Annotated in this window: 24 protein-coding genes; 16 read left to right on the top strand and 8 right to left on the bottom strand. The window is 71.1% G+C overall.

The window, feature by feature from the left end; translation table 11 throughout:
- The first annotated feature begins 15 nt into the window (after positions 1-15).
- Entirely contained in the window at positions 16-483 is a 468-nt protein-coding gene (locus tag OG504_RS08330) for a DUF4231 domain-containing protein (RefSeq protein ID WP_405989169.1), read from the top strand.
- Between the two features lie 339 nt (positions 484-822).
- On the opposite strand, the gene OG504_RS08325 is transcribed toward OG504_RS08330, so the two are convergent.
- The gene (locus tag OG504_RS08325; protein WP_366433393.1) at positions 823-1,551 is read right to left on the bottom strand and encodes a FadR/GntR family transcriptional regulator; all 729 of its coding nucleotides are present in this window, start codon (positions 1,549-1,551) and stop codon (positions 823-825) included.
- Positions 1,552-1,714: 163 nt separating this feature from the next.
- Here OG504_RS08325 and OG504_RS08320 point away from each other — a divergent pair, with 163 nt between their 5' ends.
- The 8 genes from OG504_RS08320 to OG504_RS08285 are packed head-to-tail and all read left to right on the top strand — an operon-like array spanning position 1,715 to position 9,609.
- A complete protein-coding gene (locus OG504_RS08320; protein WP_390164829.1) occupies positions 1,715-2,800 on the top strand; it encodes a sugar ABC transporter substrate-binding protein in 1,086 nt (361 codons plus the stop codon).
- Positions 2,797-4,302: a sugar ABC transporter ATP-binding protein gene (locus OG504_RS08315; RefSeq protein WP_405989168.1), complete on the top strand. Its 1,506-nt coding sequence runs from the start codon at positions 2,797-2,799 to the stop codon at positions 4,300-4,302. The genes OG504_RS08320 and OG504_RS08315 overlap by 4 nt, the downstream gene beginning before the upstream one ends.
- The gene (locus OG504_RS08310; RefSeq protein ID WP_405989167.1) at positions 4,295-5,323 is read left to right on the top strand and encodes an ABC transporter permease; all 1,029 of its coding nucleotides are present in this window, start codon (positions 4,295-4,297) and stop codon (positions 5,321-5,323) included. Before OG504_RS08315 ends, OG504_RS08310 begins: the two co-directional genes overlap by 8 nt.
- 60 nt (positions 5,324-5,383) lie before the next feature.
- Positions 5,384-6,724, top strand: coding sequence for an L-fuconate dehydratase (locus tag OG504_RS08305; RefSeq protein ID WP_405989166.1), 1,341 nt, complete (start codon positions 5,384-5,386; stop codon positions 6,722-6,724).
- Complete coding sequence (locus OG504_RS08300) at positions 6,721-7,476, top strand: SDR family NAD(P)-dependent oxidoreductase (protein WP_405989165.1); 756 nt, start codon at positions 6,721-6,723, stop codon at positions 7,474-7,476. The genes OG504_RS08305 and OG504_RS08300 overlap by 4 nt, the downstream gene beginning before the upstream one ends.
- Positions 7,473-8,462, top strand: coding sequence for an aldo/keto reductase (locus tag OG504_RS08295; protein ID WP_405989164.1), 990 nt, complete (start codon positions 7,473-7,475; stop codon positions 8,460-8,462). Before OG504_RS08300 ends, OG504_RS08295 begins: the two co-directional genes overlap by 4 nt.
- Entirely contained in the window at positions 8,459-8,773 is a 315-nt protein-coding gene (locus tag OG504_RS08290; protein WP_405989163.1) for an L-rhamnose mutarotase, read from the top strand. Before OG504_RS08295 ends, OG504_RS08290 begins: the two co-directional genes overlap by 4 nt.
- A complete protein-coding gene (locus OG504_RS08285; RefSeq protein ID WP_405989162.1) occupies positions 8,770-9,609 on the top strand; it encodes an amidohydrolase family protein in 840 nt (279 codons plus the stop codon). The genes OG504_RS08290 and OG504_RS08285 overlap by 4 nt, the downstream gene beginning before the upstream one ends.
- Here OG504_RS08285 and OG504_RS08280 read toward each other — a convergent pair.
- Positions 9,597-11,018: a lipase maturation factor family protein gene (locus tag OG504_RS08280; protein WP_405989161.1), complete on the bottom strand. Its 1,422-nt coding sequence runs from the start codon at positions 11,016-11,018 to the stop codon at positions 9,597-9,599. The two genes, OG504_RS08285 and OG504_RS08280, sit on opposite strands and share 13 nt — an antisense overlap.
- A gap of 135 nt (positions 11,019-11,153) precedes the next feature.
- On the opposite strand from OG504_RS08280, the gene OG504_RS08275 reads away from it, so the two are divergent.
- From OG504_RS08275 to OG504_RS08265, 3 genes are all read left to right on the top strand, one after another.
- A complete protein-coding gene (locus OG504_RS08275) occupies positions 11,154-12,500 on the top strand; it encodes a DUF6777 domain-containing protein (RefSeq protein ID WP_405989160.1) in 1,347 nt (448 codons plus the stop codon).
- A gap of 69 nt (positions 12,501-12,569) precedes the next feature.
- Positions 12,570-14,645: a SpoIIE family protein phosphatase gene (locus OG504_RS08270; protein ID WP_405989159.1), complete on the top strand. Its 2,076-nt coding sequence runs from the start codon at positions 12,570-12,572 to the stop codon at positions 14,643-14,645.
- Between the two features lie 46 nt (positions 14,646-14,691).
- Complete coding sequence (locus OG504_RS08265) at positions 14,692-15,555, top strand: Fpg/Nei family DNA glycosylase (RefSeq protein WP_405989158.1); 864 nt, start codon at positions 14,692-14,694, stop codon at positions 15,553-15,555.
- Between the two features lie 37 nt (positions 15,556-15,592).
- On the opposite strand, the gene OG504_RS08260 is transcribed toward OG504_RS08265, so the two are convergent.
- Positions 15,593-16,318, bottom strand: coding sequence for an SDR family oxidoreductase (locus OG504_RS08260; RefSeq protein WP_405989157.1), 726 nt, complete (start codon positions 16,316-16,318; stop codon positions 15,593-15,595).
- Between the two features lie 115 nt (positions 16,319-16,433).
- Between OG504_RS08260 and OG504_RS08255 the strand changes: the two genes are divergently transcribed.
- Positions 16,434-17,255: a helix-turn-helix transcriptional regulator gene (locus tag OG504_RS08255; RefSeq protein ID WP_405989156.1), complete on the top strand. Its 822-nt coding sequence runs from the start codon at positions 16,434-16,436 to the stop codon at positions 17,253-17,255.
- Here OG504_RS08255 and OG504_RS08250 read toward each other — a convergent pair.
- From OG504_RS08250 to OG504_RS08240, 3 genes are all read right to left on the bottom strand, one after another.
- Positions 17,242-17,892: an anti-sigma factor family protein gene (locus OG504_RS08250; RefSeq protein WP_405989155.1), complete on the bottom strand. Its 651-nt coding sequence runs from the start codon at positions 17,890-17,892 to the stop codon at positions 17,242-17,244. The two genes, OG504_RS08255 and OG504_RS08250, sit on opposite strands and share 14 nt — an antisense overlap.
- Positions 17,893-18,031: 139 nt before the next feature.
- A complete protein-coding gene (locus OG504_RS08245) occupies positions 18,032-18,553 on the bottom strand; it encodes a hypothetical protein (protein ID WP_033279047.1) in 522 nt (173 codons plus the stop codon).
- Positions 18,554-18,709: 156 nt separating this feature from the next.
- Entirely contained in the window at positions 18,710-19,255 is a 546-nt protein-coding gene (locus tag OG504_RS08240) for a sigma-70 family RNA polymerase sigma factor (protein ID WP_405989154.1), read from the bottom strand.
- A gap of 223 nt (positions 19,256-19,478) precedes the next feature.
- On the opposite strand from OG504_RS08240, the gene OG504_RS08235 reads away from it, so the two are divergent.
- On the top strand, positions 19,479-20,621 hold the full coding sequence (locus OG504_RS08235) for a CapA family protein (protein WP_405989153.1): 1,143 nt from the start codon (positions 19,479-19,481) through the stop codon (positions 20,619-20,621).
- Positions 20,622-20,628: 7 nt separating this feature from the next.
- Here the strand turns inward: OG504_RS08235 and OG504_RS08230 are convergent, their stop codons facing one another.
- Positions 20,629-21,105, bottom strand: a complete 477-nt coding sequence (locus OG504_RS08230) for a MarR family winged helix-turn-helix transcriptional regulator (protein ID WP_405989152.1) — start codon at positions 21,103-21,105, stop codon at positions 20,629-20,631.
- A 57-nt stretch (positions 21,106-21,162) separates the two neighbouring features.
- Here OG504_RS08230 and OG504_RS08225 point away from each other — a divergent pair, with 57 nt between their 5' ends.
- Positions 21,163-21,978 carry an alpha/beta fold hydrolase gene (locus OG504_RS08225; RefSeq protein WP_405989151.1) on the top strand — a complete coding sequence of 272 codons (816 nt, stop codon included), beginning with the start codon at positions 21,163-21,165 and terminating at the stop codon, positions 21,976-21,978.
- Between the two features lie 472 nt (positions 21,979-22,450).
- Here OG504_RS08225 and OG504_RS08220 read toward each other — a convergent pair whose 3' ends face one another.
- Positions 22,451-22,912, bottom strand: coding sequence for a universal stress protein (locus OG504_RS08220; RefSeq protein WP_019057588.1), 462 nt, complete (start codon positions 22,910-22,912; stop codon positions 22,451-22,453).
- A gap of 90 nt (positions 22,913-23,002) precedes the next feature.
- Here OG504_RS08220 and lysX point away from each other — a divergent pair, with 90 nt between their 5' ends.
- A complete protein-coding gene (gene lysX, locus OG504_RS08215; RefSeq protein ID WP_405989150.1) occupies positions 23,003-26,275 on the top strand; it encodes a bifunctional lysylphosphatidylglycerol synthetase/lysine--tRNA ligase LysX in 3,273 nt (1,090 codons plus the stop codon).
- The last annotated feature ends 19 nt before the right edge of the window (positions 26,276-26,294 follow it).

The following is a 26,294-nucleotide window of genomic DNA, read 5'->3' as shown; positions in this document are numbered from 1 at the left end:
CCCGATGATGTGGCGATGAGACGAAGAACGGCCGTCGGCCAGGCCTGGGCCTCCCAACCCGATCCTCTCCTGGGGCTCGCCCGGCAGGAGTTGGAGTTCTACGCGGGGGCGTGCGACCGGGCCAGGTGGCTGCACTACACGACGGAACTCGGCGCTCTCGCCGCCACGTCCGCGACGGTCGTGGCGGCGGGACTGCACGCGCCTGCCTGGCTCACCGCCCTGATCGCGGGCAGCGCCGTCTTCTTCACCGGCATGCGCCAGCTGTTCAGCCCGGGCTCGCGCTGGGTTCTGGCCGCACAGGCGCGGGAGGGCCTGCGGCGGGCGATCGACCACTACCTGCTGCTGCCGCAGGGCGAGCGCGACGCGGACGCGCGGGCCGCCCTGCACCGGGCGGTCGACGAGGTGGGCACCAGCGAACTGCGCGGATGGGCGGAGGTCCAGGGCCAACGCGGCGAACCGCCACTGCCCACCGGGGGCGCCTGAACGCCGGGACGGGACGGGCATCCTGCCCTGCTCGCCGCGGGCGCCCCGGGACCGCACGGGTGTGTTCCGTTGTCCGCCGCGGGCGTCTGAGTGCCGGGTCAGGCGAGGTGCCCTGCGCTGTCCGCGGCCGGACCCTGAGTACCGGAACCGCACGCACGCGTTCCGTTGCGCCGCAGGCGTCTGCATGCCGGACCCACGCGCATGCCCTCTACTGTTCGCCGCGGGTGCCCTGCGTGCCGGAACCGCGCGGACATCCTCCGGTATCCACCGCGGGCGCCTGAAAACCAGGGCGGCGCGGGTGCCCAGCGTTGCTCGCCCCGGGCCTCTGAGCCCCCGTTGCTACGCCCCGAGCTGCGCCCGCAGCCACTCCTCCACCTCGCCCACGTGCGAGGCCGCCGCCGCGCGGGCCGCCTCCGGGTCGTGGGCCACCAACGCCCGGTGGATCGCGGCGTGTTCGCGGCGGGTGCGGGCGAAGGCGCCCTCCTCCTGGTAGCCGCGCCAGACCCGGGCGCGGAACGTCCGCGACGACAGGCCCTCCAGGATCGCGGCCATGGTGTCGTTGCCGGCGGCGGCCGCGATCTCGCGGTGGAAGGCGAGGTCGTGGGCGAGGATCTCCTCGGGGTCGTCGGTGGCGTTCATCGCCGTGAGGTGTTTCTCGACCTCGGCCAGCTGGTCCGGGGTGATGCGGGCCGCGGCCAGGGCGGTCGCCGTCGACTCCAGAATGCGGCGGACTTCGAGGAGTTCCACCAGACCAGGGCCCCGCGAGAGATCGGCGACGACACCGAAGGTCTCCAGCAGGTCGCCGGCCTCCAACTGCGTGACGTAGATGCCCGATCCGTGCCGCGCTTCAAGCACGCCCAGCACCGTGAGCGCGCGGATCGCCTCGCGCATCGAGCTGCGGGAGATGCCCAGTTGGGCCGCGAGATCGCGTTCGGTGGGCAGCCGCTGGCCCGGCTCCAGACGGCCCTCGCCGATCAGCGCCTTGATCGAGTCGATGGCGCGCTGCGTCACCGTGCCCTTCGGCGCGGCGGCCCCCGGGTCCGTCTCACTCGGCAGGGTCTCGTCCACGCCACTCCTCCTGTCGCCGGTCCGCGCAGTCTAGCCACGGATGTGGTCGGACCACTACGGCCAGAAAGCGCGAAAATTTGGCTCCTGAGGGTGTTGTAGCCCCGAAGTGGTCTGATAAATATTCCGGCAACTGCTCGAACCCGCTCGATGAGGAGCCCGACAGATGGCCGGCAGCACAGTGCGCAACGGACGACAAGGCAGGCGTTTCTCCTCGTGGGCGGTGCGTGCGACGGCTGCGGCCGCGTGCGGCACCCTCGCGCTCACGGCATGCGGCAGCACCAAGGACACCGGCGCGTCCAGCTCCGGCGGGGGCGGCACGGGCAAGGTCGGGGTGATCCTGCCCCTGCTGACCTCGCCGTTCTGGCAGTCGTACAACGACTACGTGCCGAAGATGGCGAAGTCCGAAGGTGTCCAGGCACTGAAGACGGTCAACTCCAACAGCGACCCCTCGCAGCAGATCACCGACATCAACAACGAGCTGAACCAGGGCGTCAAGGGCCTGGTCGTCGCCCCGCTGGACAGTGCCGCCATCGAAGCCGGCCTCGACCAGGCCGAGCGCAAGGGCGTGCCGGTCGTCGCCGTCGACGTGGCGCCCGACAAGGGCAAGGTCGCGATGGTCGTGCGCGCCGACAACGTCGCGTACGGCGAGAAGGCCTGCGACTACCTCGGGGCGCACATCACCAGCGGCAAGGTCGTGCAGATCATGGGCGACCTCGCCTCGGTCAACGGCCGTGACCGGTCGGAGGCGTTCAGGGCCTGCGTCAAGAAGAAGTACCCGAAGCTCAAGGTCCTGGAGATCCCCGCCAAGTGGGAGTCCGACACCGCGGCCTCCAAGCTGGACACGCTCCTCAACGCCAACCCCGACATCAAGGGCATCTACATGCAGGCGGGCGGCGTCTACCTCGCGCCCACCCTCCAAACGCTCAAGTCCAAGGGCCTGTTGAAGAAGGCGGGCCAAGCCGGGCACATCACGATCGTCTCGAACGACGGCATCCCGCAGGAGTTCGACGCGATCCGCAAGGGTGAGATCGACGCCACGGTCTCCCAACCGGCCGACGCCTACGCCAAGTACGGCATGTACTACATCAAGGCCGCGATGGCGGGGAAGACCTTCAAGCCCGGCCCCACCGACCACGACTCCACGATCGTCAAGCTGCCCAGCGGCATCCTCGAGGACCAGCTGCCCGCGCCCCTGGTCACGAAGGACAACGTCGACGACGCCAAGCTCTGGGGCAACACGGTCAAATGAGCACTTCAGTGACCACTCCGCTGGTGGAGGCGACGGGAATCGTCAAGCGGTACGGCCCGACCGTCGCCCTCGCCGACGGCCGACTCACCGTCCTGCCGGGCGAGTCCCATGCCCTCGTCGGCCGCAACGGCGCCGGCAAGTCCACCCTCGTCACCGTCCTCACCGGCCTGGCGGCCCCCGACGAGGGCACGGTCCGCTTCGACGGCGAGCCCGCGCCCCCGCTCACCGACCGCGACGCCTGGCGCGCCAAGGTCGCCTGCGTCTACCAAAAGCCCACTGTCGTACCCGAGTTGACGGTCGCAGAGAACCTCTTCATCAACCGCCAGCCGCAGTCCCGGGGCGGCATCATCAGCTGGCGCCGGCTCCGCACCGAGGCCGCCGAACTCCTCGACACCTGGGACGTGCACGTCGACCCCGAGGCGCGCACCGCCGACCTCAAGGTCGAGGACCGCCAAATGGTGGAGATCGCACGGGCGTTGAGCTTCGGCGCCCGGTTCATCGTCCTCGACGAACCGACCGCGCAGCTCGACAACCGGGAGATAGAGCGCCTCTTCACACGGATGCGGGCGCTCCAGGAGTCCGGTGTCACCTTCCTGTTCATCTCGCACCACCTCCAGGAGGTGTACGAGGTGTGCCAGACCGTCACCGTGCTGCGCGACGCCCGGTGGATCACCACCGCGCCGGTCGCCGACCTCCCGCGCCGGGCCCTGGTGGAGGCCATGGCGGGGGAATCCATCGCCGAACTCGAAGTGCAGCTCAGGGAGTTGGACACCGAGGCGCCCGTCCTCCTCGACGCGCGCGGGCTCACCTCCGAGTCGTACGAGAACGTCGATCTCACCGTCCGCCGGGGTGAGGTCGTCGGACTCGCCGGATCGAGCGGCAGCGGCAAGATCGAGCTGGCCGAGTCCTTCACCGGGCTGTACACGCCGACCGGCGGCACGGCCCAACTCGACGGAGAGAAGCTGCCGTTCGGGGATGTGCAGGCCTCGCTGAAGGCCGGGGTCGGCTGCGTTCCGCGCGACCGGCACGGGCAGGGGCTGGTCTTCGGCATGTCCATCGGGGACAACGCGACCATGACGGTCCTGGACCGGCTCGGCCGCTTCGGGTTCGTCGGCACCGAGCGCAAGCGCGCCTTCGCCACCGAGCTGATCGACCGGCTCGACATCCACACCGAGGGCCCCGAACAGCCCGTCTCCGACCTGTCCGGCGGCAACGCGCAGAAGGTCGTCATGGCCCGCGCACTCGCCTCCGACCCGAGACTGCTGGTCCTCATCAACCCCACCGCGGGCGTCGACGTGAAGTCCAAGGAGTCATTGCTCGCCCGCATGGACAGCGCCCGCGACGACGGCACCGCGGTGCTCGTCGTCTCCGACGAACTCGACGACCTGCGGCGCTGCGACCGCGTCCTCGTCCTCTTCCACGGCCGTGTCGTCGCCGAGCATCCGGCGGGCTGGCGCGACCACGAGCTGATCGCCTCCATCGAAGGAGTGGACCATGGCTGACACCAAGGCGGCCCCGGCGCTCGCCGCCCCCCGCGCCGCCGGGGCGCGCTCGGCCCGGACGGTCCTGCTCCGCCGGGCCCGTGAACTCGCCCTCGTACCAGCCCTGTTGGTGCTACTGATACTCGGCGCGATCGTCAACGACTCGTTCCTCACCGAACGGAACCTGATCTCCATCCTGGGTGCCTCCGCCGCCCTCGCGATGGTGGTCCTCGCCGAGTCGCTGATCCTCATCACCGGCAAGATCGACCTGTCGCTGGAGTCGGTGGTCGGCATCGCGCCCGCCATCGGCGCCCTGCTGGTCCTGCCGTCGGCCGAGTCGGGCTGGGGCACGGAATGGTCGGCCCCGCTCGCCCTCGTCGCGATCCTCGTGGTCGGCGGGATCATCGGCGCCTTCAACGGCATCCTCGTGGTGAAGTTCAAGCTCAACGCCTTCATCGTCACCCTCGCGATGCTGATCGTGCTGCGCGGTCTGCTGGTCGGCGCCACCAAGGGCAAGACGCTGTTCGGGATGCCCGACTCCTTCTTCACCCTGGCCACCTCCACCTTCCTGAACGTCCCGATGTCGGTGTGGCTGGCCGCGGTCTGCTTCGCGGTCGCCGGGTTCGTGCTCAAGTACCACCGCGTCGGCCGCGCCCTCTACGCGATCGGCGGCAACCAGGAGGCGGCCCGCGCGGCCGGCATCCGCGTCGACCGGATGCTCCTCGGGGTCTCCGTCATCGCGGGTGTCCTCGCCTCGGTGGGCGGCATCATGCAGACCGGTTACGTCGGCGCGATCAGCGCCAACCAGGGCAACAACATGATCTTCACCGTGATGGCGGCGGCCGTCATCGGCGGCATCAGCCTGGACGGCGGCAAGGGCACGATGTTCGGCGCCCTAACCGGCGTACTCCTCCTGGGAGTTGTGCAGAACCTGCTCACCCTCGCCCAGGTCCCGTCCTTCTGGATCCAGGCCATCTACGGCGGGATCATCCTGGTCGCCCTCATGATCGCCCGCGTGACGACAGGCCGAGCCCAGGACTGACCCACCGGCCTCCGGCACCCGCACGGCACCGGATCCCTGTACCCGACCGAAAGGCCCTCCGTGTCCCCGACCCCCGCCCGCGTGATCGCGGTCGACACCTACGACATCCGTTTCCCCACCTCGCGCGAGCTCGACGGCTCCGACGCGATGAACCCGGACCCCGACTACTCGGCCGCGTACGTCGTGCTGCGCACCGACGCGGCCGACGGGCACGAGGGGCACGGGTTCTCCTTCACCATCGGGCGGGGCAATGATGTCCAGGTCGCCGCGATCGACGCGTTGCGGCACCATGTGATCGGCCGGTCCGTGGACCAACTCTGCGCCGATCCGGGGTCGTTGAACCGCGAGCTGATCGGCGACAGTCAACTCCGGTGGCTGGGGCCCGAGAAGGGCGTGATGCACATGGCGATCGGCGCCGTGATCAACGCGGCCTGGGACCTCACCGCGAAGCGCGCCGGCAAACCGCTGTGGCAGCTCCTCGCCGACGCCGACCCCGAATGGCTCGTCAGCCAGATCGACTTCAGGTACATCACCGACGCGCTCACCCCGGACGAGGCCCTCGACATCCTGCGCCGAGGCAAGGCGGGCGCGGAAGGCCGTAGGAACATCCTGTTGGAGCGCGGCTTCCCTGCCTACACCACCTCCGCCGGGTGGCTCGGCTACGACGACGAGAAGCTCACCCGGCTCGCGGCGCAGGCCGTCGCCGACGGCTTCCGGCAGATCAAGCTGAAGGTCGGCGCCGACCTCGACGACGACATCCGCCGCTGCCGGGTGGCCCGTTCGGTGGTCGGGCCCGACATCCGGATGGCGATCGACGCCAACCAGCGCTGGGACGTGGCCGAGGCGATCCGCTGGACCAAGGCACTCGCCGAGTTCGACCCGTACTGGATCGAGGAACCCACCAGCCCCGACGACGTGTTGGGCCACGCCACGATCCGCGCGGCCGTCGCCCCGGTCAAGGTCGCCACCGGCGAACACGTGCAGAACCGCATCGTCTTCAAGCAGTTGCTCCAGGCCGGAGCCCTCGACATCCTCCAGATAGACGCGGCGCGCGTCGGCGGCGTCAACGAGAACCTCGCGATCCTGCTGCTGGCCGCCAAGTTCGGCGTCCCCGTCTGCCCGCACGCGGGCGGCGTCGGACTGTGCGAACTCGTCCAGCATCTCTCGATGTTCGACTACCTCGCCGTCGCCGGGACGACCGACGACCGCGTCATCGAGTACGTCGATCATCTGCACGACCACTTCCTGGATCCGGTGGTGATCCGAGAAGGTCATTACATGGCACCCACCGCACCCGGGTTCTCGGCCACCATGCGGCCCGAGTCCATCGCGCGCTACACCTTCCCCGGCGGTACCTTCTGGGCCGCCGACCTCGACCGCCAGAAGGGACACGCGGCATGACCGACTTCGAGGGACTCAAGGCCCTGGTCACCGGAGGCGCCTCCGGCATCGGCCGGGCCACCGCCGAACTCCTCGCCGAACGCGGGGCGTTGGTGGCGGTGCTCGACCTCGACCCCTCCTCCGTCGAGAAGCCGCTGCTCGGCTACCGCGCCGACGTCACCGACGACACCTCCGTACGACAGGCCGTGGCCTCCGCCGTCGCCGACCTCGGCGGACTCGACGTGGTGGTCAACAACGCGGGCATCGGCGCGCAGGGAACCGTCGAGGACAACGACGACGAGGAATGGCATCGCGTCTTCGACGTGAACGTCCTCGGCATGGTCCGCGTCGCCCGGGCCGCGCTCCCGCACCTGCGCGAGTCCTCCCACGCGGCCGTCGTCAACACCTGCTCCATCGCGGCCACGGCGGGACTGCCCCAACGCGCCCTGTACAGCGCCACGAAGGGCGCCGTGTACTCCCTCACCCTCGCCATGGCCGCCGACCACCTCCGCGAGGGCGTCCGCGTGAACTGCGTCAACCCCGGTACGGCGGACACCCCTTGGGTCGGCCGCCTCCTCGACTCGGCATCCGACCCGGCCGCCGAACGCGCCGCCCTGGCGGCCCGCCAGCCCTCGGGCCGACTCGTCTCGGCGGCCGAAGTCGCGGGCGCCGTCGCCTACTTGGCAAGCCCGCTGTCCGGCGCCACCACCGGCACCTCGCTCGCCGTGGACGGCGGCATGCAGGGGCTGCGGCTGCGACCGGTGGGCCAGTGAGCGCCCTCGGGGAGAGCGGGATCGAGGTCAGCGGGCTGGGCTTCGGCGGGGCCGCGATAGCCAACCTGTACACCGAGGTCGACGACGATCAGGCACACCTGGCCGTCAACACGGCCTGGCAGCAAGGCATTCGCTACTTCGACACCGCGCCGCACTACGGCCTCGGTCTGTCCGAGCGGCGGCTGGGTGCGGCCCTGCGTGAGCGTCCGCGTTCGTCGTACGCGATCTCCACCAAGGTCGGACGGCGGCTGGAGCTTGTTGGGACGGCGACGGGTGACGACCTCGCCCATGGTTTCGCCGTGCCTGCCACGCAGCGCCGGGTCTGGGACTTCAGCGCCGACGGGATACGCCGGACCCTGGAAGCCAGCCTCGAACGGCTCGGCCTCGACCGCGTCGACGTCGTCTACCTCCACGACCCCGACGACCACGCCGAACAGGCCTTCCGCGAGGGCTATCCGGCACTGGAGAAGCTCCGCGCGGAGGGTGTCGTCGGGGCGATCGGCGCGGGCATGAACCAGGCCGAGATGCTCACCCGGTTCGTCCAGGACACGGACGTGGACGTGGTGTTGTGCGCGGGCCGCTACACCCTCCTCGACCAGAGCGCGCTTGCCGAACTGCTCCCGGCCGCCGTCGCACGCGGCAAGTCGGTGGTCATCGGCGGGGCCTTCAACTCCGGTCTGCTGGCGGATCCGAAGCCCGACGCGACGTACAACTACGCACAGGCGCCTGCGGAGTTGCTGGACCGCGCCCTCCGGATGAAGGCCGTGGCCGAGCGGCACGGCGTCACGCTGCGCGCCGCAGCCCTCGCCTTCTGCGCGGCTCACCCGGCCGTGGCGAGCGTCCTGGTCGGCGCCCGGTCGGAGGCCGAAGTGCGGGACTGCGCCGAGCAGTTCGCCGTTGCCGTGCCCGCGGGGTTCTGGCAGGAGCTGCGGGACACGGGGCTGCTGTCAGCCGACGCCCCGATCCCCACCGAGGAGCCGTCATGAGAGTCGCCCTGCACACCAAGGTCCGCCCCGACCGCATCGCCGAGTACGAGAGCGCCCACCTCGACGTCCCCAAGGAACTCACCACCGCCATCCGCGCCGCCGGTGCCACCTCCTGGACGATCTGGCGCAGCGGCACCGACCTCTTCCACGTCCTGGAATGCGACGACTACGCCCGCCTGCTCGCCGAGTTGGACCAGCTCCCGGTGAACGTGGCCTGGCAGGCGCGCATGGCCCAGCTCCTCACCGTGGTGCACGACTACTCCGGCCAGGGCGCCGACGCGGGCCTGCCCGTCGTATGGGAGCTGCCATGACGATCGACGCCCACCACCACGTCTGGGACCTCTCCGTCCGCGACCAGGACTGGATCGAAGGCCCCGAACTCCAGCCCCTGCGCCGCGACTTCACCGTCACCGACCTCGAACCCGAGGCGCGGGCGGCCGGCGTCGACCGTACGGTCCTGGTCCAGACGATCACCGTCGCCGAGGAGACCCCCGAGTTCCTCGCCCTCGCCGACGCGCACGACCTGATCGTCGGAGTCGTCGGCTGGACCGACCTCACCCGCCAGGACATCACCGACGAACTGGCCCGCCTGCGTGAGCTCCCCGGCGGCCACTACCTGAAGGGCATCCGCCACCAGGTACAGGGCGAGCCCGACCCCAACTGGCTGCTGCGCCCGGACGTACGCCGAGGCCTCACCGCCGTCGCCGACGCGGGACTCGTCTACGACCTGCTGGTCCTGCCCCACCAGTTCCCGGCCGCCGTGGAAGTGTCCGCCGCCCTACCCCAACTCACCTTCGTCCTCGACCACTTGGGCAAGCCGCGCATCGCCTCGGGACAACAGGAACCCTGGGCGACCTCCCTCCGCTCCCTCGCCGCGCTCCCCAACACCTACTGCAAACTGTCCGGCCTGGTCACGGAGGCCGACTGGAAGACCTGGAGCGCGGAGGACCTCCACCCCTACGCGGACACCGCGCTCGACGCCTTCGGCCCGAGCCGACTGATGTTCGGGTCGGACTGGCCGGTGTGCACACTGGCGGCGACGTACGGCCAAGTCACGGACGTGGCTGGTGAGTTGACCGACGACCTGAGTGCCTCCGAACGCGCCGAGGTCTTCGAGGGCACAGCCACCCGCGTCTACGGCCTCTGAGTGTCCGCCGCCAACCGCGTCGGCGGCAGATACTCCCGTACGAACGTCCGCTCCCAGCACGCGCCCGTCTCCCGCAACTCCCGCCAACTCGTGTAGCGGTAGCGGAAGAGGCGGGCCCGGACGAAGCGCGGGGGCGCGTCGGGCGGGAACGGGGAGCGGCGCAACAGCCGTAGCGTGTCCCGGTCGTTCTCCAGGAGGCGCTCCACCAGGGCGCCGAACCACGGGTCGGCGTAGCCGGGGGAGAGGGCAGCGAACCACATCATCCAGTCCAGCCGCAGATGGTACGGCGCGAACTGGCGTGGCCAGCGCTGTGGATCGCCGGGCTTGCCCCTGAACTCGTACTCCTGCCAGCCGGACTCCTCGTGGGGTACGGCGTCGGCCGTGCCCTCGACCACCACCTCGTAGCGGATGCGGCTCACGGTGCCGAACGCGCCGTAGGAATTGACCAGATGGAGCGGGTCGAAGGAGCGGTTCATGATCTGGCGGCGGGAGATCATGTTGCGGACCGGGCGGTGGCCGAGCCAGAGCAGGAGGGCCGCGACCGTGAGGACCACGACCTCGTACCAGGCGGGCGGGCCGGATGCGGGCGGCGGTGTGCGGGGGAGGTGGATCGCGGACACGGCCAGCACGATGGTGATCCAGTTCAGCCAGGAGAAGTTGCCGGACAGGACCAGCCACAGTTGGGTGGCGATCATCAGGGTCGCGGCGGCCGTCGCGATGGGCTGAGGGGTGAACAAGAGGACGGGGACGAGGAGTTGGGTGACGTGGTTGGCCGCCACCTCGACTCGGTGCAGGGGGTGGGGGAGGTGGTGGAAGAACCAGCTCAGCGGGCCCGGCATCGGCTGGGTCTCGTGGTGGAAGTCCAGGCAGGTCAGCTTCCGCCAGCAGGCGTCGCCGCGCAGTTTGATGAGACCCGCGCCGAACTCCACCCGGAACAGGATCCAGCGGAGCAGGAACAGCACCACGACCGGCGGGGCCACCTCGTCGTTGCCGAGGAAGACGGCCAGGAAGCCGACCTCCAGCAGCAGTGACTCCCAGCCGAACGCGTACCAGGTCTGGCCGACGTTGACGATGGACAGGTAGAGCGCCCACGGCACCAGCCACATCACCATCCCTGCCCAGAGCGGGAGTTGGGAGTCGAGCCCGCACGCCAGGGCTGCCGACACCGCGCAGCCCGTCCAGGCGCAGGCCGCGAAGAAGCGGTCCGTGTAGTGGAGTTGGAAGATGCCCGGGGCCTGGCGGAACGGCGTACGGGCGAGGAGGCGGGGGACCGGCAGCATGCCGCGTTCGCCGATCAGTGCGCGGAACTGGCGGGCCGCCGTGAGGAACGCGATGAGGTAGATGCCGGCCAGCGCCCGCTGGAAGATCAGTCGGCTCAGCCAGTAGTCGGGTGCGGTGAACCATCCCATGACCGTGCGTGCCTCCCTTCGTCGTCGCGCCTGAGCAGACCGTCACTCTCCGCGTTCCGTGCCTCCGGTTGCGTAACCCAAGTGAGTGAAGCAGACAATAGTGGCGAATCACCCGGCTTGAGGCGGGAGAACCTGGTGCGCACATCCACCGGAACCATCGCCACGGCCTGCGCGCTCTCGGCGACGCTCCTCGTCGCCGGGTGCGGCGGCGACGGCGGCAAGGACACGAAGTCGAGCGGCGAGATCTTCCTGCAGCCCGTCGCGGCTCAGGGCCCCGACCCCTTCACGGACTCCACGGCCACCGCGCCGAGCGCTCCACCACGGGTCACCCGAACGCCGCAGTCCACACCTCGGCAGTCGACGCCTCCGCAGGTGACACCTACCGGGACCGTGTCGACGCCGTCCGGCCGTATGCGTTCCGTCTCCGGTGCCACGCCCGGGCTGTACGGCGGGACCGCGCGGACCGGCAGTTGTGACGTCGAGCGGCAGATCTCCTATCTCACGCGCGACCAGGCCAAGGCCGGCGCCTTCGCGCAGGCCGAGGGGATCTCCCCGGGCGCGATTCCCGGCTATCTGCGCGGGCTGACCTCGGTCGTGCTGCGCGCCGACACCCAGGTCACCAACCACGGGTTCCGGGACGCACGGGTGACCGGGTTCCAGTCGGTCCTCCAGGCCGGTACCGCCGTCCTCGTCGACAACCGGGGCGTGCCCCGGGTCCGCTGCGCCTGCGGCAACCCGCTCAAAGCGGGTGCGGCGAGCCAGGGGGCGATGGCTGACAACGGGCGGCCCTGGTCCGGGTTCCGGCCCGCCGAGGTGGTCGTGGTGACCCCGGCACCCCAGGTGATCACCAACATCACGATCATCAACATCGTCGACAACACGTGGATCGAACGGCCCCTCGGTCATCGCGGGCCCCATCACGACCACGTCGTACCCCGGCCGCCGCACGTGACGCCGACGCCGTCGCACACCGGGCCGTCGCCGCGGCCGCACGACAGCGGGTCCGGCGTCCCTCCCGGCACCAGCACGAGTCCCTCACAGAGCCCTAGCGACAGTGCGAGCGCCTCCCCGAGCTCGAGCGGCAGTACGAGCGCCTCGCCGAGCGACGAGAGCGTGTCGCCCGGCGGCAGTCCCACCCCGGAGGGCTCGGCCACCGACTGTGTCACCCCGACCGTCACGGTCACCCCGGGCGTGCCCGGCGACGCACCGTCCCCGGGTGCCACGGACTGCCCCGCCGCCACCGTCACGGCCACCCCGACGACCAGCCCGCCCGGCAGCACGCTCACCCCCTCGCAGCGCGGCACCTCCCCCAGTGCCGGGACGGTCGTACCGGAGCCGTCCCAGGGTCAGGACTCCCCGGACGAGATCGGTCCGTCGAGCGTGCCGGAGACCCCCGACCTGCCCGACGGCGGCGGGCTGATCCCCGACGACACCACCACCGGAAGCATCTTCGACAGCCCGACGGACGTGTTCGACGGCTGAGCGCACGGGGTGCCGTCGTAGCGCTCGGACAAGTCGAATAATCGGGCAAATCCTGGCAAGGTGGGCCGCATGGTTGATCGGGGAGCGAGCGCCCTGTCACTCCCGGACGACTGGCCCGCCCACCCGGACCCGATCCTGGCGCTCAACCGCATGGGCAGCTTCGACTGGGACCTGGACAACGGTCTGTTCCACATGGACGCCCAGGCCCACGAGGTCTTCGACCTGCGCCCCGACGAATACGACGGACGCCCCGAGTCGCTGGCGATCCGGGTACCGCCGCCGGAGGGCTACCGGCTCGACGGTCTCGTCTCGCAGGCCATGAAGGACGGCAGCGAGAACTACGGCGCCTACTTCCGCATGCGGCTGCGCGACGGCACCCTGCGCTGGACCCACACCCAGGGCTACATCCGGCGCGACGAGACGGGGCGCCCGCGCCGGATCATCGGCATCGTCCGGGACGCCACGCAGGAACTCGCCGAGAGCGCGGCCCGCCGTGAGCAGGCGGCCCAGGACGCGGCGCTGCGCCGGCAGACCAACGTCGTGCAGCTCACCACCGCCGCCCTCGCGCACGCCCGTACCGTCCAGGACGTCATCGACGTCCTCAAGGACACCCACGGTCTCGTCCACCTCGGCGCGACCAGCCTGGTCATGGGCCTGGTCGAGGCCGGCCGTATCCGACTGGTCGCGGAGGGCCCCGAGGACAGCTTCGTGCCCGGCACCGAGGTCACCCGGATCGACGAGCAGTACCCGATGGGGGAGGTCGTACGGACCCTCGCGCCGGCGTTCATCGAGTCGCCGGAGGAGTTCGCCGAGCGGTATCCGCTCCTGTGGCCGCACATCACCGAGCTGAACATCACCGCGGCCGCCTATCTGCCGCTGATCGCCCAGGCGCGGCCGATCGGGGCGATGGGGCTGCTCTACAACGACCGGAGCGGTTTCACGGCGGACGAGCGCAACGTGCTCGTCGCGCTGGGCAGCAGCATCGCGCAGAGCCTCCAGCGGGCCATGTTCTACGAGCAGGAGAAGGACCTCGCGCAGGGCCTTCAGCAGGCGATGCTGCCGCGCGCGATCCCGAGTGTCCCGGGCGCGGACATCGCAGTCCGCTACCGGTCCGCGAAGCTCGGGCGCGACATCGGCGGTGACTGGTACGACCTGATCCCGCTGCCGGGCGGGCGGGTCGGCGCGGTCATCGGTGACGTGCAGGGGCACGACACGCACGCGGCCGCCGTCATGGGGCAGTTGCGCATCGTCCTCAAGGCGTACGCCGCCGAGGGGCACACCCCGGCCACGGTGATGGCCCGTGCCTCCGTGTTCCTGCACGAACTGGACACCGAGCGCTTCGCCACCTGCCTCTACGCCGAGGTCGATCTGTCGACCGGAGTGGTTCAGGTGGTCCGGGCCGGTCATATCGACCCGCTGGTGCGGCAGTTGGACGGGACGTCCCGCCGTATGACCGTCGTGGGCGGGCTGCCGCTCGGCCTGTCCGCCGAGTTCGGGCGGCTCGAATATCCCGTCTCCACCATTGAACTCGACCCGGGCGAGACCCTGTTGCTGTGCACCGACGGCCTCGTCGAACAGCCCGGGGCCGACCTCGACGACGGCATGCAGACCCTCGCCGCGCTCATCGCCTCCGGCCCCGACGACGTACGAGACCTCGCCGATCTGCTCATCGACGTGGCCGAGGAACGCGGTGGCGAGGACGACGTGGCGCTGCTCCTGCTGCGTCGGCGCGGCCTCGACGCCCCACAGTCCGGCGGGCGGCTCCAGCAGCATGTGGCCCCCGGCGACTCCGAGGCCCTCACCGAGGCGCGGCACATGATCCGGGCGGCGGTCCGCGCGTGGGGCGCGGGCGAGCGTTCCGACGAGGTCGAGCTGGTCGCCGACGAGCTGATCACCAACGCGCTGATGCACACCGAGGGCTCGGCGATCGTCACCCTCAGGGTCCTCAACGGCACCGAACGCCGGCTGCGCGTCGAGGTCGAGGACTCCTCCAGCGCCCTGCCGCGCCGCCGCGAGGCGGGCGAGAACGGGGTCTCCGGGCGCGGTCTGCTCCTCGTCGACCTGCTCACGGACGTGTGGGGCGTGGAGGCGCGCGGCAGCGGCAAGTGCGTGTGGTGCGAGTTCCTGGTCCCCGACCGGACCTGAGCCCAGTGGAGCTGACCCCACGGGCCTCTGATGGCACCCTGGACGTATGCCGGAACTCCCCGAGGTCGAAGCGCTGAAGGACTTCCTGACCGAACACCTCGTCGGCCACGAGATCGTACGGGTGCTGCCCGTCGCCATCAGCGTCCTGAAGACCTACGACCCTCCGCTCACCGCGCTGGAGGGGCACGAGGTGGTGGCCGTGCACCGTTACGGCAAGTTCCTGGACGTCGAGACGGACGGCGGCCCGCACTTCGTGACCCACCTCGCCCGCGCGGGCTGGCTGCACTGGAAGGACCGCCTCCCGGACGGCCCGCCCCGCCCCGGCAAGGGCCCCCTCGCGCTCCGCGTGGCCCTGGAGACGGGCGAGGGCTTCGACCTCACGGAGGCGGGCACGCAGAAGCGTCTCGCGGTGTACGTGGTCGCCGACCCGCAGGAGGTCCCGGGCGTCGCCCGCCTCGGCCCCGACCCCCTGGCCGACGGCTTCGACGAGCCGGCCCTCGCCGCACTCCTGAAGGACGAACGCCGCCAGCTCAAGGGCGCCCTCCGCGACCAGACCCTCATCGCCGGGGTGGGCAACGCGTACAGCGACGAGATCCTGCACGCGGCCAAGATGTCCCCGTTCAAACTGGCGTCGTCCCTGACCCCGGCCGAGACGCACACGCTCTACACGGCCCTGCGCACCACCCTCACGGAGGCCGTCGAACGCTCCCGAGGCGTGGCGGCCGGCCGTCTGAAGGCGGAGAAGAAGAGCGGCCTACGCGTCCACGGCCGCACCGGCGAACCCTGCCCGGTCTGCGGCGACACCATCCGCGAGGTCTCCTTCAGCGACTCGTCCCTCCAGTACTGTCCGACCTGCCAGACAGGAGGCAAGCCGCTGGCGGACCGGCGGATGTCGAAGCTGCTGAAGTAGGCGCGCCGCACCGGCACGGCCCGCTCCACGGCTCAGCTCACCAGGGCACCCCCGTCCCGTCCCACGACAGGAACCGCCCCGTAGGCCCGTCGTCCGGCAGCAGTGCCAGGTCGACGGCCCCGCGCGCCGCCTCCGCCGGGTCCCCGTCACTCGCCGCCGCCCGTTCGTTCAGGTCCGTCGCCCGTAGGCCGGGGGCCAGCGCGTTCACCTTGAAGCCTTCCGCCGCGAGGGACTGGGCGTAGAAGAGGGTCAGGGCGTTGAGGGCCGACTTGGACGAGCGGTACGCGGCGCCCGCGCCGGCGTGGGCGGCGAACTCCCGCTCCGGGTCGGCGCTCCAGGTCAGGGAGCCGGTGCCGCTGGAGATGTTCACGATGCGGGGGTGCGGCGAGCGGCGCAGGGCCGGGAGAAAGGCGTTCGTGACGGCCAGGACGCCGAAGACGTTCGTCTCGTAGGTGCGGCGGAAGTCGTCGAGGTCCGCCTCGGGTGCCGGGCTGCCGCCGGCCATGATGCCAGCGTTGTTGACCAGAACGTCGAGGGTGTCCACCTGCTGTGCCGCTTTCGCGATGCTGTCGGGGTCCGTGACATCGAGGGTCAACAGCCTTGCGCCGCCGCCCAGTTCGGCTACGGCCCGCTCGCCCCGGCCCGCGTCGCGCGAGCCGACGAGGACCGTGAATCCCTCGGCTGCGAGCAGGCGGGCAATTTCCCTGCCGATGCCCTTGTTGGCACCGGTGACCAGTGCTGTGGAATCGTTGGAATCGTTCATGGGGACGACGATTCCGCAGCCGGAGCCCCCGAACCAGGGACAGCCGATCCCTGGCAGCCGGAGAGCGGGCGGAAGGCCGCGGGGGAGTGATCGAAGGCCGTCGGACGGAGGCACCGTGACCGGGAAGCAGGAGCTGGCCCGATTTCTGCGCGGGCGGCGGGAACTGCTGGTACCCGCCGATGTGGGGCTGGCCGGTGAACCGTCCCGGCGGACCCTCGGGCTGCGGCGGGAAGAGGTCGCCGAGCTGGCCCACATGTCCGTCGACTACTACGCCCGCCTCGAGCAGGCCCGCGGCCCGCGTCCGTCGCCCCGCATCCTCGACGCCCTCAGCGGAGTGTTCCGGCTGACCCCGGCCGAGCGGATCCATCTGTTCCGGCTGGCGGGGACCCAGGTGACGCCGCTCGCCGCGCCGGTGCGGACCGTCCGCCCGCACGTGGCGGAACTGCTGTGCCGAATCCCGGACACGGCGGCCGTCGTCACCGACGCCACCTACGACGTCATCGCCTGGAACCCGCTGGCGGGTGCCCTGTTCGGCGGTGATGCCGACGCGCGGCCGAACCTGGCGCGTCGGCGCTTCCTCGGGCGGCCCCAGGAGAGTTCCAGCGCCGAGGAGTTCGGCCACGTCGTGGTGTCCCGGCTGCGGCGCGCCGCCGACCGCTACCCCTACGACCCGGGACTCGCCCGTCTGCTGGCCGAACTGCGTGCCGGGAGCGAGGAGTTCAGGGCGATCTGGGAGACGGATCCGGTGCACGCCCCCGGCCATCGCACCAAGACCCTCACCCACCCGAAGGTGGGCCGACTCCACGTCAACTGCGACGTGCTCACCGTCCCGCACGACGACCAGCAGGTCGTCTTCGTCACCGCGGACCCGGGGACCCCCTCCGCACGGGCCCTGCGGCAACTGGCCGCCGCAGGACGGGACTTCAGTGCGAGGTGAGCCGTACCAACTGCTGTCCGTCGGCCGTCCGCACGTCGTAGTGGTCGATGTCGGTGGGGTGCATCGCCGAGCCCCCCTGCATCGTGATCATCGTCGCGTCGTGCTCGGGCACCATCCAGCTCGTCACGGTCTGCTCGGAACCGTCGCGGCCGACGACCACGAGACGACACGACCGGGGGCCCGCACCGTCCTTGATCTTCAGGGACACATCACTGCCGTAGTTCTCGTTCGCGGCCGTGACCTGCGCCCACACGCCCGACTTGGCATCGGTCGCCGTGAGTTGCACGGCACTGTCGCCGTGCGCGGCGAGCGTCGCCGCCGCGGGACCGCCCACGGCGAACACCACCGAGGCGGCCACGGCGTACAGAAACCGCCGCCGTCCGGCCCGGTGCCGTGTGGCCACCTCGCCGAGCAACCGGTCCAGCAGACGTGGACCGGGTTGTGCCATGGGGTGCACAGAGCGCGGCGTCGCACGCCGGTACAGCATCAACTGCCGTGAGGCGGGACCGAATTCGGTCACATGAGCCGCGCAACTGGTGCACTCCATGAGGTGATCCTCGAAGCGGAAGGCGTCCGCCTCGTCCAGCACGCCGAGCGCGTACGCGCCGACGTCGCGATGCCTTTCCAGGGACCTCATGCCGAATCCTCGTGCCGTTAGGTGCGGGTGGGGTTACTCCTTGCTCCCATCGGTACGCACCAGACAGTCGAATCACTCAAGGCACACAGAATCCCAAGCAACTGATTCGGAGCGGCCGGGCCCGCGGATTGGTCCCATTTCAAAAAAGATGGATGGCGAGATGGCCGAGCGGCAGACCCAGCTGCCAGGCGGGCGTCCAGACCTTCGGTCCGTCGTCCTCACCGGTCACCGGACCGCCTCCTGGTCCCGGCACCGCGTCCAGGTCCGGCGCGAGCAGCTCGGTCTCCTCCAGCCAGCGCCAGGCGGCCTCCGCGAGTGCCAAGTCCGGTGCGTCCGCGCCGGATTCGGCGGCCTCGGCCGTCAACCTGGACATACGTGTCGCGACCCAGTCCTGCCACGGCTGGTCGTACGCCGTGAGCGAAAGCCAGGTCTCCAACTGGGTCACCACTCGGATACCGGACAACTCGCCGTCCGTGTCGGAGAGGAAGATGGTCAGCGCCAGCGCGTCCCGACCCGCGCGGAACTCGAAGGACGTCGGCGGCATCAGGTCGCCGGTCCGCAGCAACTCGTCGGCGATGTACTCGGCGTACAACCACGCCATGGGGACGGTGAGTTCACCGCCACCGGTGCCGTCCGTGCTCTCTTGACCTCTGTGCAGCATCCCTTCCTGCCTTCCTCCGGTGCGTGCGCGTCGCCCGGCCCGGGGCTCCGTCAGGAACCCCGAGCCCCCCAGTCCGGAACACGGATGAGGACAGCCGATTACTCAACAGGGGTGCCGAGCAAGGCGCTTTACGGAGGTTTGACCAATGGATTGGTTTCACCGCAGGTCGGCCGCGTAACCCGGCAACACCCGGCGCAGGGCACGCAGGGCGTAGAACGCACGGGACTTCACCGTACCGGGCGGAATACCGAGGGCTGCCGCGGCCTCCGCCACACTCGCCCCGTGGAAATACACCAGCACCAGGACTTCACGGTGCTCCGGAGTGAGTGTCTTCACAGCCTCCCGCACATCGAGCGTCTCCGCCGACCGTTCCGCGTGATCGGCACAGACGCGTGCGTTCTCCAGCACCGCGTCCCCGACCTCCGGAGGTCGGGCCTGCCGGGCCCTGCGTGCGTCGATGGCGAGCCGCCGGCCCACCGTCAGCAGCCAGGGCCGTACGGACTCGAAGGCGTCGGCACGCAGCGCCTCGGGGTGCTGCCAGGCCCGTACGAGGGTCTCCTGGACGAGGTCCTCGGCGCGCTGGCGGTCGCCGTCGCAGAGCCGGAGCAGCAGCGCGAAGAGCGGCCTGCCGTGCTCGCGCTGCAGTGCGGCGAGCTCGTGCTCGGCGGTCGTTCCGTCTCTGAGCGTGGGTCCGGCCGTCATGGCCGTATGGCATCGCAGGGGGCCGCCCGGGGACAGGGGGCGCACGAGGGGCTTGCGGCGGACGGTCGATCGCGTCGACGAACGGTGCGACGAACGGTCCGCGTCACCCGGCGATCCGCCGCACGCGCACACCGGACGGGTCATCAGAGGCCGGAAGTCGTTTGCGGGGACGGTGAAGTTCATACCTATTGGTGGGTAAATATGACCACAGTGGGGTGAATTGATGATCGCACGCAGACAGCAGGTGGCCGTCGCCGTCGCCGGCCTTCTCACCGCGGCCGCCGCCTGCCAGGCCCAGCACCACGACTCCAAGGCGACCGGCCGCCCGGCGCCCCCCGCCGCCCGCGGCTTCACCCTCGTCGCCGCCGGGGACGTCCTCCCGCACAGCGCCGTCGTCGACCGCGCCCGCTTCGACGCCGGCGGCACCGGCTACGACTTCCGGCCGATGCTCGCCCCGGTCCAACCCCTCGTCTCCCGCGCCGATCTGGCGCTGTGTCACATCGAGAGCGTCTACGGCGACTCCACCACCGGCGCCGCGGCCCTCACGTCCCCGCCCGAGGTGGCCCAGGGGCTCGCCGCGACCGGCTACGACAGCTGCTCCACCGCGTCCGACCACAGCCTCGACGCCGGCACCGCCGGCATCCAGCGCACCCTCGACACCCTCGACCGCGCGGGCGTACGGCACGCGGGGACGGCGCGCACCGACGCCGAGGCGCGCACGGTCACCCTGCTGCGCGCCGGTCCGGCGAAGGTCGCCCACCTCGCGTACACCGCCGACACGAACGGCGTCCCGCTCCCGCCGGCCGAGCCCTGGGCCGTCAACGTCCTCGACCCCGCCCGCGTCCTCGCCGACGCCCGGGCCGCCCGTCGCGCGGGCGCCGACGTGGTGGTCGTCTCCCTGCGCTGGGGCACGGCCGGCCAGAACACGCCCGACCCGCAACAACTCGCGCTGGCCAGGGAACTCACCGCCGCCCGCACCGGCGGCCGCCCCGACATCGACCTGATCCTCGGCACCCAGGCCCACGCCCCGCAGCCGTACGAGAAGGTGAACGGCACCTGGGTGGTCTACGGGCTCGGCGATCAGATCACCGGCGAGATGTACGACAACGCGGGCACCCAGGACCCCGGCGGCAACCTGAGCACCCTGGGCCGCTTCACCTTCGTGCCGCCGGCCCGGCCCGGCGGGCGCTGGGAGGTGACGAAGGCGGAGTTCGTCCCGCAGCTGTTCGACATCGACGCGGGCCGGGTCGTCGACGTCAACCAGGCGATCGGCCAGGGCGCCGACCTGACCGGCGACCGCGACCGCATCCGCGAGGTGGTGCTGAGTCGGGGCGCGGCGAAGGACGGGCTGGTGATGGGGAAGTAGCGGACGGTCAGTCCGCGTCCACGTCCACGTGGTCGAAAGTCCGGAGGATCTCGGTGAGAACCCGCACGCACGCGCTGACCTCGGCGTCGGTCAGATCGCCGCCGACCTGGCGGTTCAGGTGGTGCTCGCGGCCGAGGACGGACGTGATGACGGCGCGGCCCTCCTCGGTGAGCCGGATCAGGGAGGACCGCTGGTGTGCGGGGTTGGGTGTGGCCTCCACCCAGCCGTGGACCGACGCCTCGTTGACCATGCGCTGCACGAACTGCCGACTCAGGGCCTGGGTCCGGCCCATCTGGGGCACCGTCATGGGCCCGTGCTGTCGCAGCAGGTCCAGTACGGCGCGTACGCCGACGGAGACCCCCTCGACCGGTTCGCCCTGCTCGACCTTGCGCAGGGCGCGCCGGTAGAGCGGGCCCACCAGGTCGAACACCTCGGTGAGGCGATGGCCGAGTTCGTCGGGGGAGAGGGGAGTGGAGTCGTTCACGGCCACATCATGACACCTGGGTTGCCAAACTCCCGCCAGGATGACACCTTGGTTGTCATGACAGCTGCTTCGGAACTGAGCTTCTTCGCATCTGCCGACGGGGACCTGGCCTACCGCGACGTGGGCACCGGCGACCCCGTGGTCCTCCTCCACTCCGGCTTCGCCGACCACCGCGTCTTCGACGCCCAACTGCCTTCCCTCGCCGCCGACTTCCGCGTCATCGCACCCGACATCCGGGGCCACGGCTTCTCGGCCAACGCGAGCAAGCCGTTCCGCTGGGCCGACGACCTCGCCGCTCTCCTGCGCCACCTCGACCTCGGGCCGGTGGTTCTGGTCGGCCTGTCCATGGGTGCGGCCGTCGCGACCGACACCGCGATCGAGCACCCCGAACTGGTCCGCGCGATCGTCGTCTGCGGCGGCGGGACCAGCGCGTTCGAGTACAAGGACCCCGAGTTGCTGGAACACACGGCCCGCGCCGGCCAACTGCTCGGGGCCGGCGACATCACGGGCTGGCTGGACCACTTCCCCCAGGGCGTGGCAGGCCCGCGCCGCACGCCGGACGAGGTCGACCCAGCGGTCCTACGACGCCTGCGCGAACTGACCGCCCACACGATCTCCAAGCACACCCCGGGCGAGAAGGACTGGTACGTCCCGCTGACCGACCCGTGGTCCGGCGTCCCGAAACTGGACGTCCCGGTGCTGGCCATCCACGGCGCCCTCAACTGGCCCGACAGCCTCGCCATGGCGAACCGCTTCGTCGACACGGTCCCGAACGGCCGCTCCGTGACGATCGAGGGCGTCGGCCACTACCCGAACATGGAGAAGCCGGAACGCTTCAACGAGATCCTGATGGACTTTCTCGGCGCGCTCTGACGGAGCGAGGCGACGGGCCGACCGGAGCGCAACCGCCGGCGGCCACGGCATCACCGCCTGGCTGCGCACGGCGGCCGGTGGCTACGGCGTTACCGCCCGGCTCCGGCCCTATTACCACCGGCTATGGCACTACCGCCGCCGGGCTGCGGCGCCCCCGCCGGGCTGCGGCGCGGCCGCCGGGCTGCGGCGCGGCCGCCGGGCTGCGGCGCGGCCGCTGGCGGCTAGGGCGTCACCGCCCGGCGAGCGCTCCACCTTCACCGTCTACGGCGCGGCCGTCGGCGGCTTGGGCCTCACCGCCTGGCCACCGCTCCGCCCCCACCGACTACCGCCCGGCGGTTACGGCATCACCGCCGGGCCACGGCACCACCGTCACCGGCTACACGGTCACCGCCCAACGATCACCGGCCACCATCCCACCCCACCCCACCGGTGATGCCACCACCGTGACCGACCCCCGCCCAACCGCCGGAGGCTACGGCACCACCGTCACCGGCCACCGCCCCGCCTTCACCAACCGCACCGCCACCGAGCCGATGATCCGGTGCCCCGCCTGCTCCGAGGCGCCCACGATGACCGCGTCGGCCTTGAGTTCGTCCGCCGCCTTCACCAGGCCGCCGTAGGGATCGCCGCGGAACGTGTGGAACTCCCAGCGGATGTCGAATATCCCCTTCACGCGCTCGGTCTCGTGGCGGATCTGGGCGACGAGGTTCTCGGCGATCTCGTCGGTCGTGTCGGCGACCGGTGCTCCCATGGCCGCGCCCGCCGCCAGCACCGGCTGCACGTACACGAGGGCGAGCAGCGCGCCCTGGCGCCTGGCCAGGCCCGCGGCGTAGGACGCGGCCCGGAGGGAAGAGTCGGAGCCGTCCATTCCGGCCACGATCACCTTGGGCCCGTCCGTGCCCCGCTCGAACTGAGTTGAGTGCTGTTCCGTCACGGCCGTGAGGCTATCGGAATCCCCAGGTCCTGAACCCGCCCGGGAGCGCTCGACGGGCGGGCCGCCCGCCCTGTTCCTACAGTCGGAACCATGACTGCCACGGTGGAGGCTGCCAGGCCCAAGGACACCAAGGGTCCGATACGGCCGCCCGGCCACGGCTTCCTCAGCCATGTGCCCGAGGGCTTCGCGACCTTCTTCGGCGCCCTCGGCCTGCTCTGCGTCCTGCTCGCCTTCATCGCCCCGCTGCGCCGCGTACTGCGCCCGGTGGTCCGCTTCCTCGACCTGCTGATCGTCCCGGTCAGCGCCAACCTCGCGTACGCCGTCTTCCTGTTCCTGCTCGCCGCCGCGACCGCGGCCCGCAAGAGGATCGCCTGGTGGCTGGTCGTCGTCTACCTCGGCCTGCTGGTCCTGACGGACGTCCTGGGCGTGGCCCTGGGCCTGTACGCCGAGTCCCTCCCGTCCCTCATCGTGTGCGTCCTGCTGCTGGTCCTGCTGATCGTGGCCCGCAGCCAGTTCTATGCCGCGTCCCGCCGCGCGGCCGTACGACGGGCCCTCGCCGTCCTCCTCGTCGGGCTCGCCGTCGCGATCCTCGTCGGCTGGGGACTCGTCGCCCTGTTCCCCGGCACGCTGCCCACGAGCCAGCACCTCGGCTGGGCAGCCGACCGGGTCTGCGGCGGCCTGGTCTCCGGCCGCTCCTTCGACGGCCGCCCGCCCCGCGCCCTGTTCTTCCTGCTCGGCCTGTTCGGCGCGCTCGCCCTCCTGAACGCGGCCACCGTCCTCTTCCGCTCCCAACGCCTCGAAGCGGCCCTGCACGGCGACGAGGAGGACCGCATCCGCGCCCTCCTGAAGACCTACGGCGGCCACGACTCCCTCGGCTACTTCGCCACCCGGCGCGACAAGGCCGTCGTCTTCTCGCCCAGCGGCAAGGCCGCCGTCACCTACCGCGTCGAGGCCGGCGTCTGCCTCGCCAGCGGAGACCCGGTCGGCGACCGCGAGGCCTGGCCGCACGCCATCGCCGCCTGGCTGGACCTGGCCCGCCGCCACGGCTGGGCACCCGCGGTGATGGGAGCCTCCGAGGACGGCGCCCGAGCCTTCGCCCGCGCCGGACTCGGCGCCCTGCAACTCGGCGACGAGGCCATCCTGCACGTCGCCGAGTTCGACCTCGCGGGCCGCGACATGCGCGTCACCCGCCAGGCCGTGAGCCGCGTCCGCCGCGCCGGTGCCACCTGCCGTATCCGCCGCCACGCGACCCTCACCGACACGGAGATGGAGGAGGTCGTCGACCGCGCCGACGCCTGGCGCGACACCGAGACCGAACGCGGCTTCTCCATGGCCCTGGACCGCCTGGGCGACCCGGCCGACGGTGACTGTCTCCTGGTCGAAGCCCTCGGCGAGGACGGCAAGTTGCTCGCCCTGCTCTCCCTCGTCCCCTGGGGCAGCGACGGCGTCTCGCTCGACCTGATGCGCCGCGACCGCACCGCCCCGAACGGGGTCATGGAGTTCATGGTCGCCGAACTCTGCGCCGCCGCACCGAAGTTGGGCGTCCGCCGGATCTCCCTCAACTTCGCCGTGTTCCGCTCGGCCTTCGAGGAGGGCGCCCGCATCGGCGCGGGCCCGGTGCTCCGCCTGTGGCGCCGCCTCCTGCTGTTCTTCTCCAAGTGGTGGCAACTGGAGGCCCTTTACCGCTCCAACGCCAAGTACCACCCCGAGTGGTACCCCCGTTTCATCTGCTACGGCGAGACCGCCTCCCTGGCCCGCATCAGCCTCGCCTCGGGTATCGCCGAGGGCTTCGTCTCCGTACCGTCGCTGCGCCAACTCTGGGGAAAGGGGCACCAGAAGAGCGGACCGCGGCCCGCGACCACGGCGGACCTGCCGCCCCTGTCGGTGCTCGGCCTCGACAGCGGGGGCGAGGCCGACGGTCCTGAGAGCGGCCTGCCCGAACAGGTCCGCGTCCGGCACCACAAGCTCGACCGCCTCCGCGCCGCCGGCATCGACCCCTACCCGGTCGGCGTCCCGCAGCGCACCCACACCCTCGCCGAGGTCCGCACGGGGGACCAAGTCACCGTCGCCGGGCGGGTGATGCTCGTGCGCGACCTCGGCGGCATCGTCTTCCTCACCCTGCGCGACTGGTCCGGCGGCCACCAACTCGCCCTCACCCGAGCCGAGTCGGGCCCCGACCTCGACCGCTTCGTCACGGACACCGACATCGGCGACCACATCACCGCGACGGGCCGCGCGGGCACCAGCGACAAGGGCGAGCCCACCGTCTTCGTCACCTCCTGGCAGCTCACCGGCAAGTGCCTGCGCCCGCTGCCCGACAAACACCGCGGCCTCACCGACCCCGAGGCCAAGGTCCGCATGCGCTACCTCGACCTCGTCGCGAGCCCCGCCGCCCGCGATGTGGTGCGCGCCCGCTCCACCGCCGTACAGGCCCTGCGGCAGGGCCTGTTGGAGCGCGGCTACCTGGAGGTGGAGACCCCGATGCTGCAGCAGATCCACGGCGGCGCCAACGCCCGCCCCTTCACCACCCACATCAACGCCTACGACCTGGACCTCTATCTGCGCATCGCTCCCGAGCTGTACCTCAAGCGGCTCTGCGTCGGCGGTATGGAGAAGGTCTTCGAGATGGGCCGTACCTTCCGCAACGAGGGCGTCTCCTACAAGCACAACCCCGAGTTCACGATGCTGGAGGCCTACCAGGCGTACGCCGACTACGACGTGATGCTCGACCTCGTCCGCGAACTCATCCAGGGTGCCGCGACCGCCGCCTTCGGCTCGCCCGTCGCCCGCAAGGACGGCCAGGAGTACGACATCTCCGGGACCTGGCCGGTCAAGACCGTCCACGGCGCGATCTCCGAGGCGCTCGGCGAGGAGATCGACGCAGACACCGAACTGGCCCGCCTGCACCGGCTGTGCGACCGCGCGGGTGTGCCGTACGGCGCCGACGACGGGCGCGGGGACGTCGTACTGGAGATGTACGAGCGGCTGGTGGAGGAGCCGACCCGGCTGCCCACCTTCTACAAGGACTTCCCGACCGACGTCTCCCCGCTCACCCGCCAGCACCGCACCGACCCGCGGCTCGCCGAACGCTGGGACCTCGTCGCGTTCGGCACCGAACTCGGCACCGCCTACTCCGAGCTGACCGACCCCGTCGAACAGCGCCGCCGCCTCACCGCGCAGTCGCTGCTCGCCGCCGGGGGAGACCCCGAGGCGATGGAGCTGGACGAGGACTTCCTCGACGCCCTCGAATACGCGATGCCGCCCACCGGCGGACTCGGCATCGGCGTCGACCGACTCGTCATGTTCCTCACCGGCCTGACCATCCGTGAGACGCTGCCGTTCCCCCTCGTCCGGCGCCGCTGAGCGCGCGAACGCTGGGCCG

This window comes from Streptomyces sp. NBC_00986 (assembly GCF_045162565.1).
Taxonomy (GTDB): domain Bacteria; phylum Actinomycetota; class Actinomycetes; order Streptomycetales; family Streptomycetaceae; genus Streptomyces.
This window is presented reverse-complemented; position numbering and strand designations above follow the sequence as displayed.

Bases quoted from the DNA above. Each gene is read 5' to 3' on its own strand.
- OG504_RS08240 (WP_405989154.1), bottom strand. From the start codon at position 19,255: ATGACGGCCGGACCCACGCTCAGAGACGGAACGACCGCCGAGCACGAG.
- OG504_RS08330 (WP_405989169.1), top strand. From the start codon at position 16: ATGAGACGAAGAACGGCCGTCGGCCAGGCCTGGGCCTCCCAACCCGAT.
- OG504_RS08235 (WP_405989153.1), top strand. From the start codon at position 19,479: ATGATCGCACGCAGACAGCAGGTGGCCGTCGCCGTCGCCGGCCTTCTC.
- OG504_RS08265 (WP_405989158.1), top strand. From the start codon at position 14,692: ATGCCGGAACTCCCCGAGGTCGAAGCGCTGAAGGACTTCCTGACCGAA.
- OG504_RS08315 (WP_405989168.1), top strand. From the start codon at position 2,797: ATGAGCACTTCAGTGACCACTCCGCTGGTGGAGGCGACGGGAATCGTC.
- OG504_RS08270 (WP_405989159.1), top strand. From the start codon at position 12,570: ATGGTTGATCGGGGAGCGAGCGCCCTGTCACTCCCGGACGACTGGCCC.
- OG504_RS08245 (WP_033279047.1), bottom strand. From the start codon at position 18,553: ATGCTGCACAGAGGTCAAGAGAGCACGGACGGCACCGGTGGCGGTGAA.
- lysX (WP_405989150.1), top strand. From the start codon at position 23,003: ATGACTGCCACGGTGGAGGCTGCCAGGCCCAAGGACACCAAGGGTCCG.
- OG504_RS08300 (WP_405989165.1), top strand. From the start codon at position 6,721: ATGACCGACTTCGAGGGACTCAAGGCCCTGGTCACCGGAGGCGCCTCC.
- OG504_RS08285 (WP_405989162.1), top strand. From the start codon at position 8,770: ATGACGATCGACGCCCACCACCACGTCTGGGACCTCTCCGTCCGCGAC.
- OG504_RS08250 (WP_405989155.1), bottom strand. From the start codon at position 17,892: ATGAGGTCCCTGGAAAGGCATCGCGACGTCGGCGCGTACGCGCTCGGC.
- OG504_RS08320 (WP_390164829.1), top strand. From the start codon at position 1,715: ATGGCCGGCAGCACAGTGCGCAACGGACGACAAGGCAGGCGTTTCTCC.
- OG504_RS08290 (WP_405989163.1), top strand. From the start codon at position 8,459: ATGAGAGTCGCCCTGCACACCAAGGTCCGCCCCGACCGCATCGCCGAG.
- OG504_RS08280 (WP_405989161.1), bottom strand. From the start codon at position 11,018: ATGGGATGGTTCACCGCACCCGACTACTGGCTGAGCCGACTGATCTTC.
- OG504_RS08260 (WP_405989157.1), bottom strand. From the start codon at position 16,318: ATGAACGATTCCAACGATTCCACAGCACTGGTCACCGGTGCCAACAAG.
- OG504_RS08225 (WP_405989151.1), top strand. From the start codon at position 21,163: ATGACAGCTGCTTCGGAACTGAGCTTCTTCGCATCTGCCGACGGGGAC.
- OG504_RS08310 (WP_405989167.1), top strand. From the start codon at position 4,295: ATGGCTGACACCAAGGCGGCCCCGGCGCTCGCCGCCCCCCGCGCCGCC.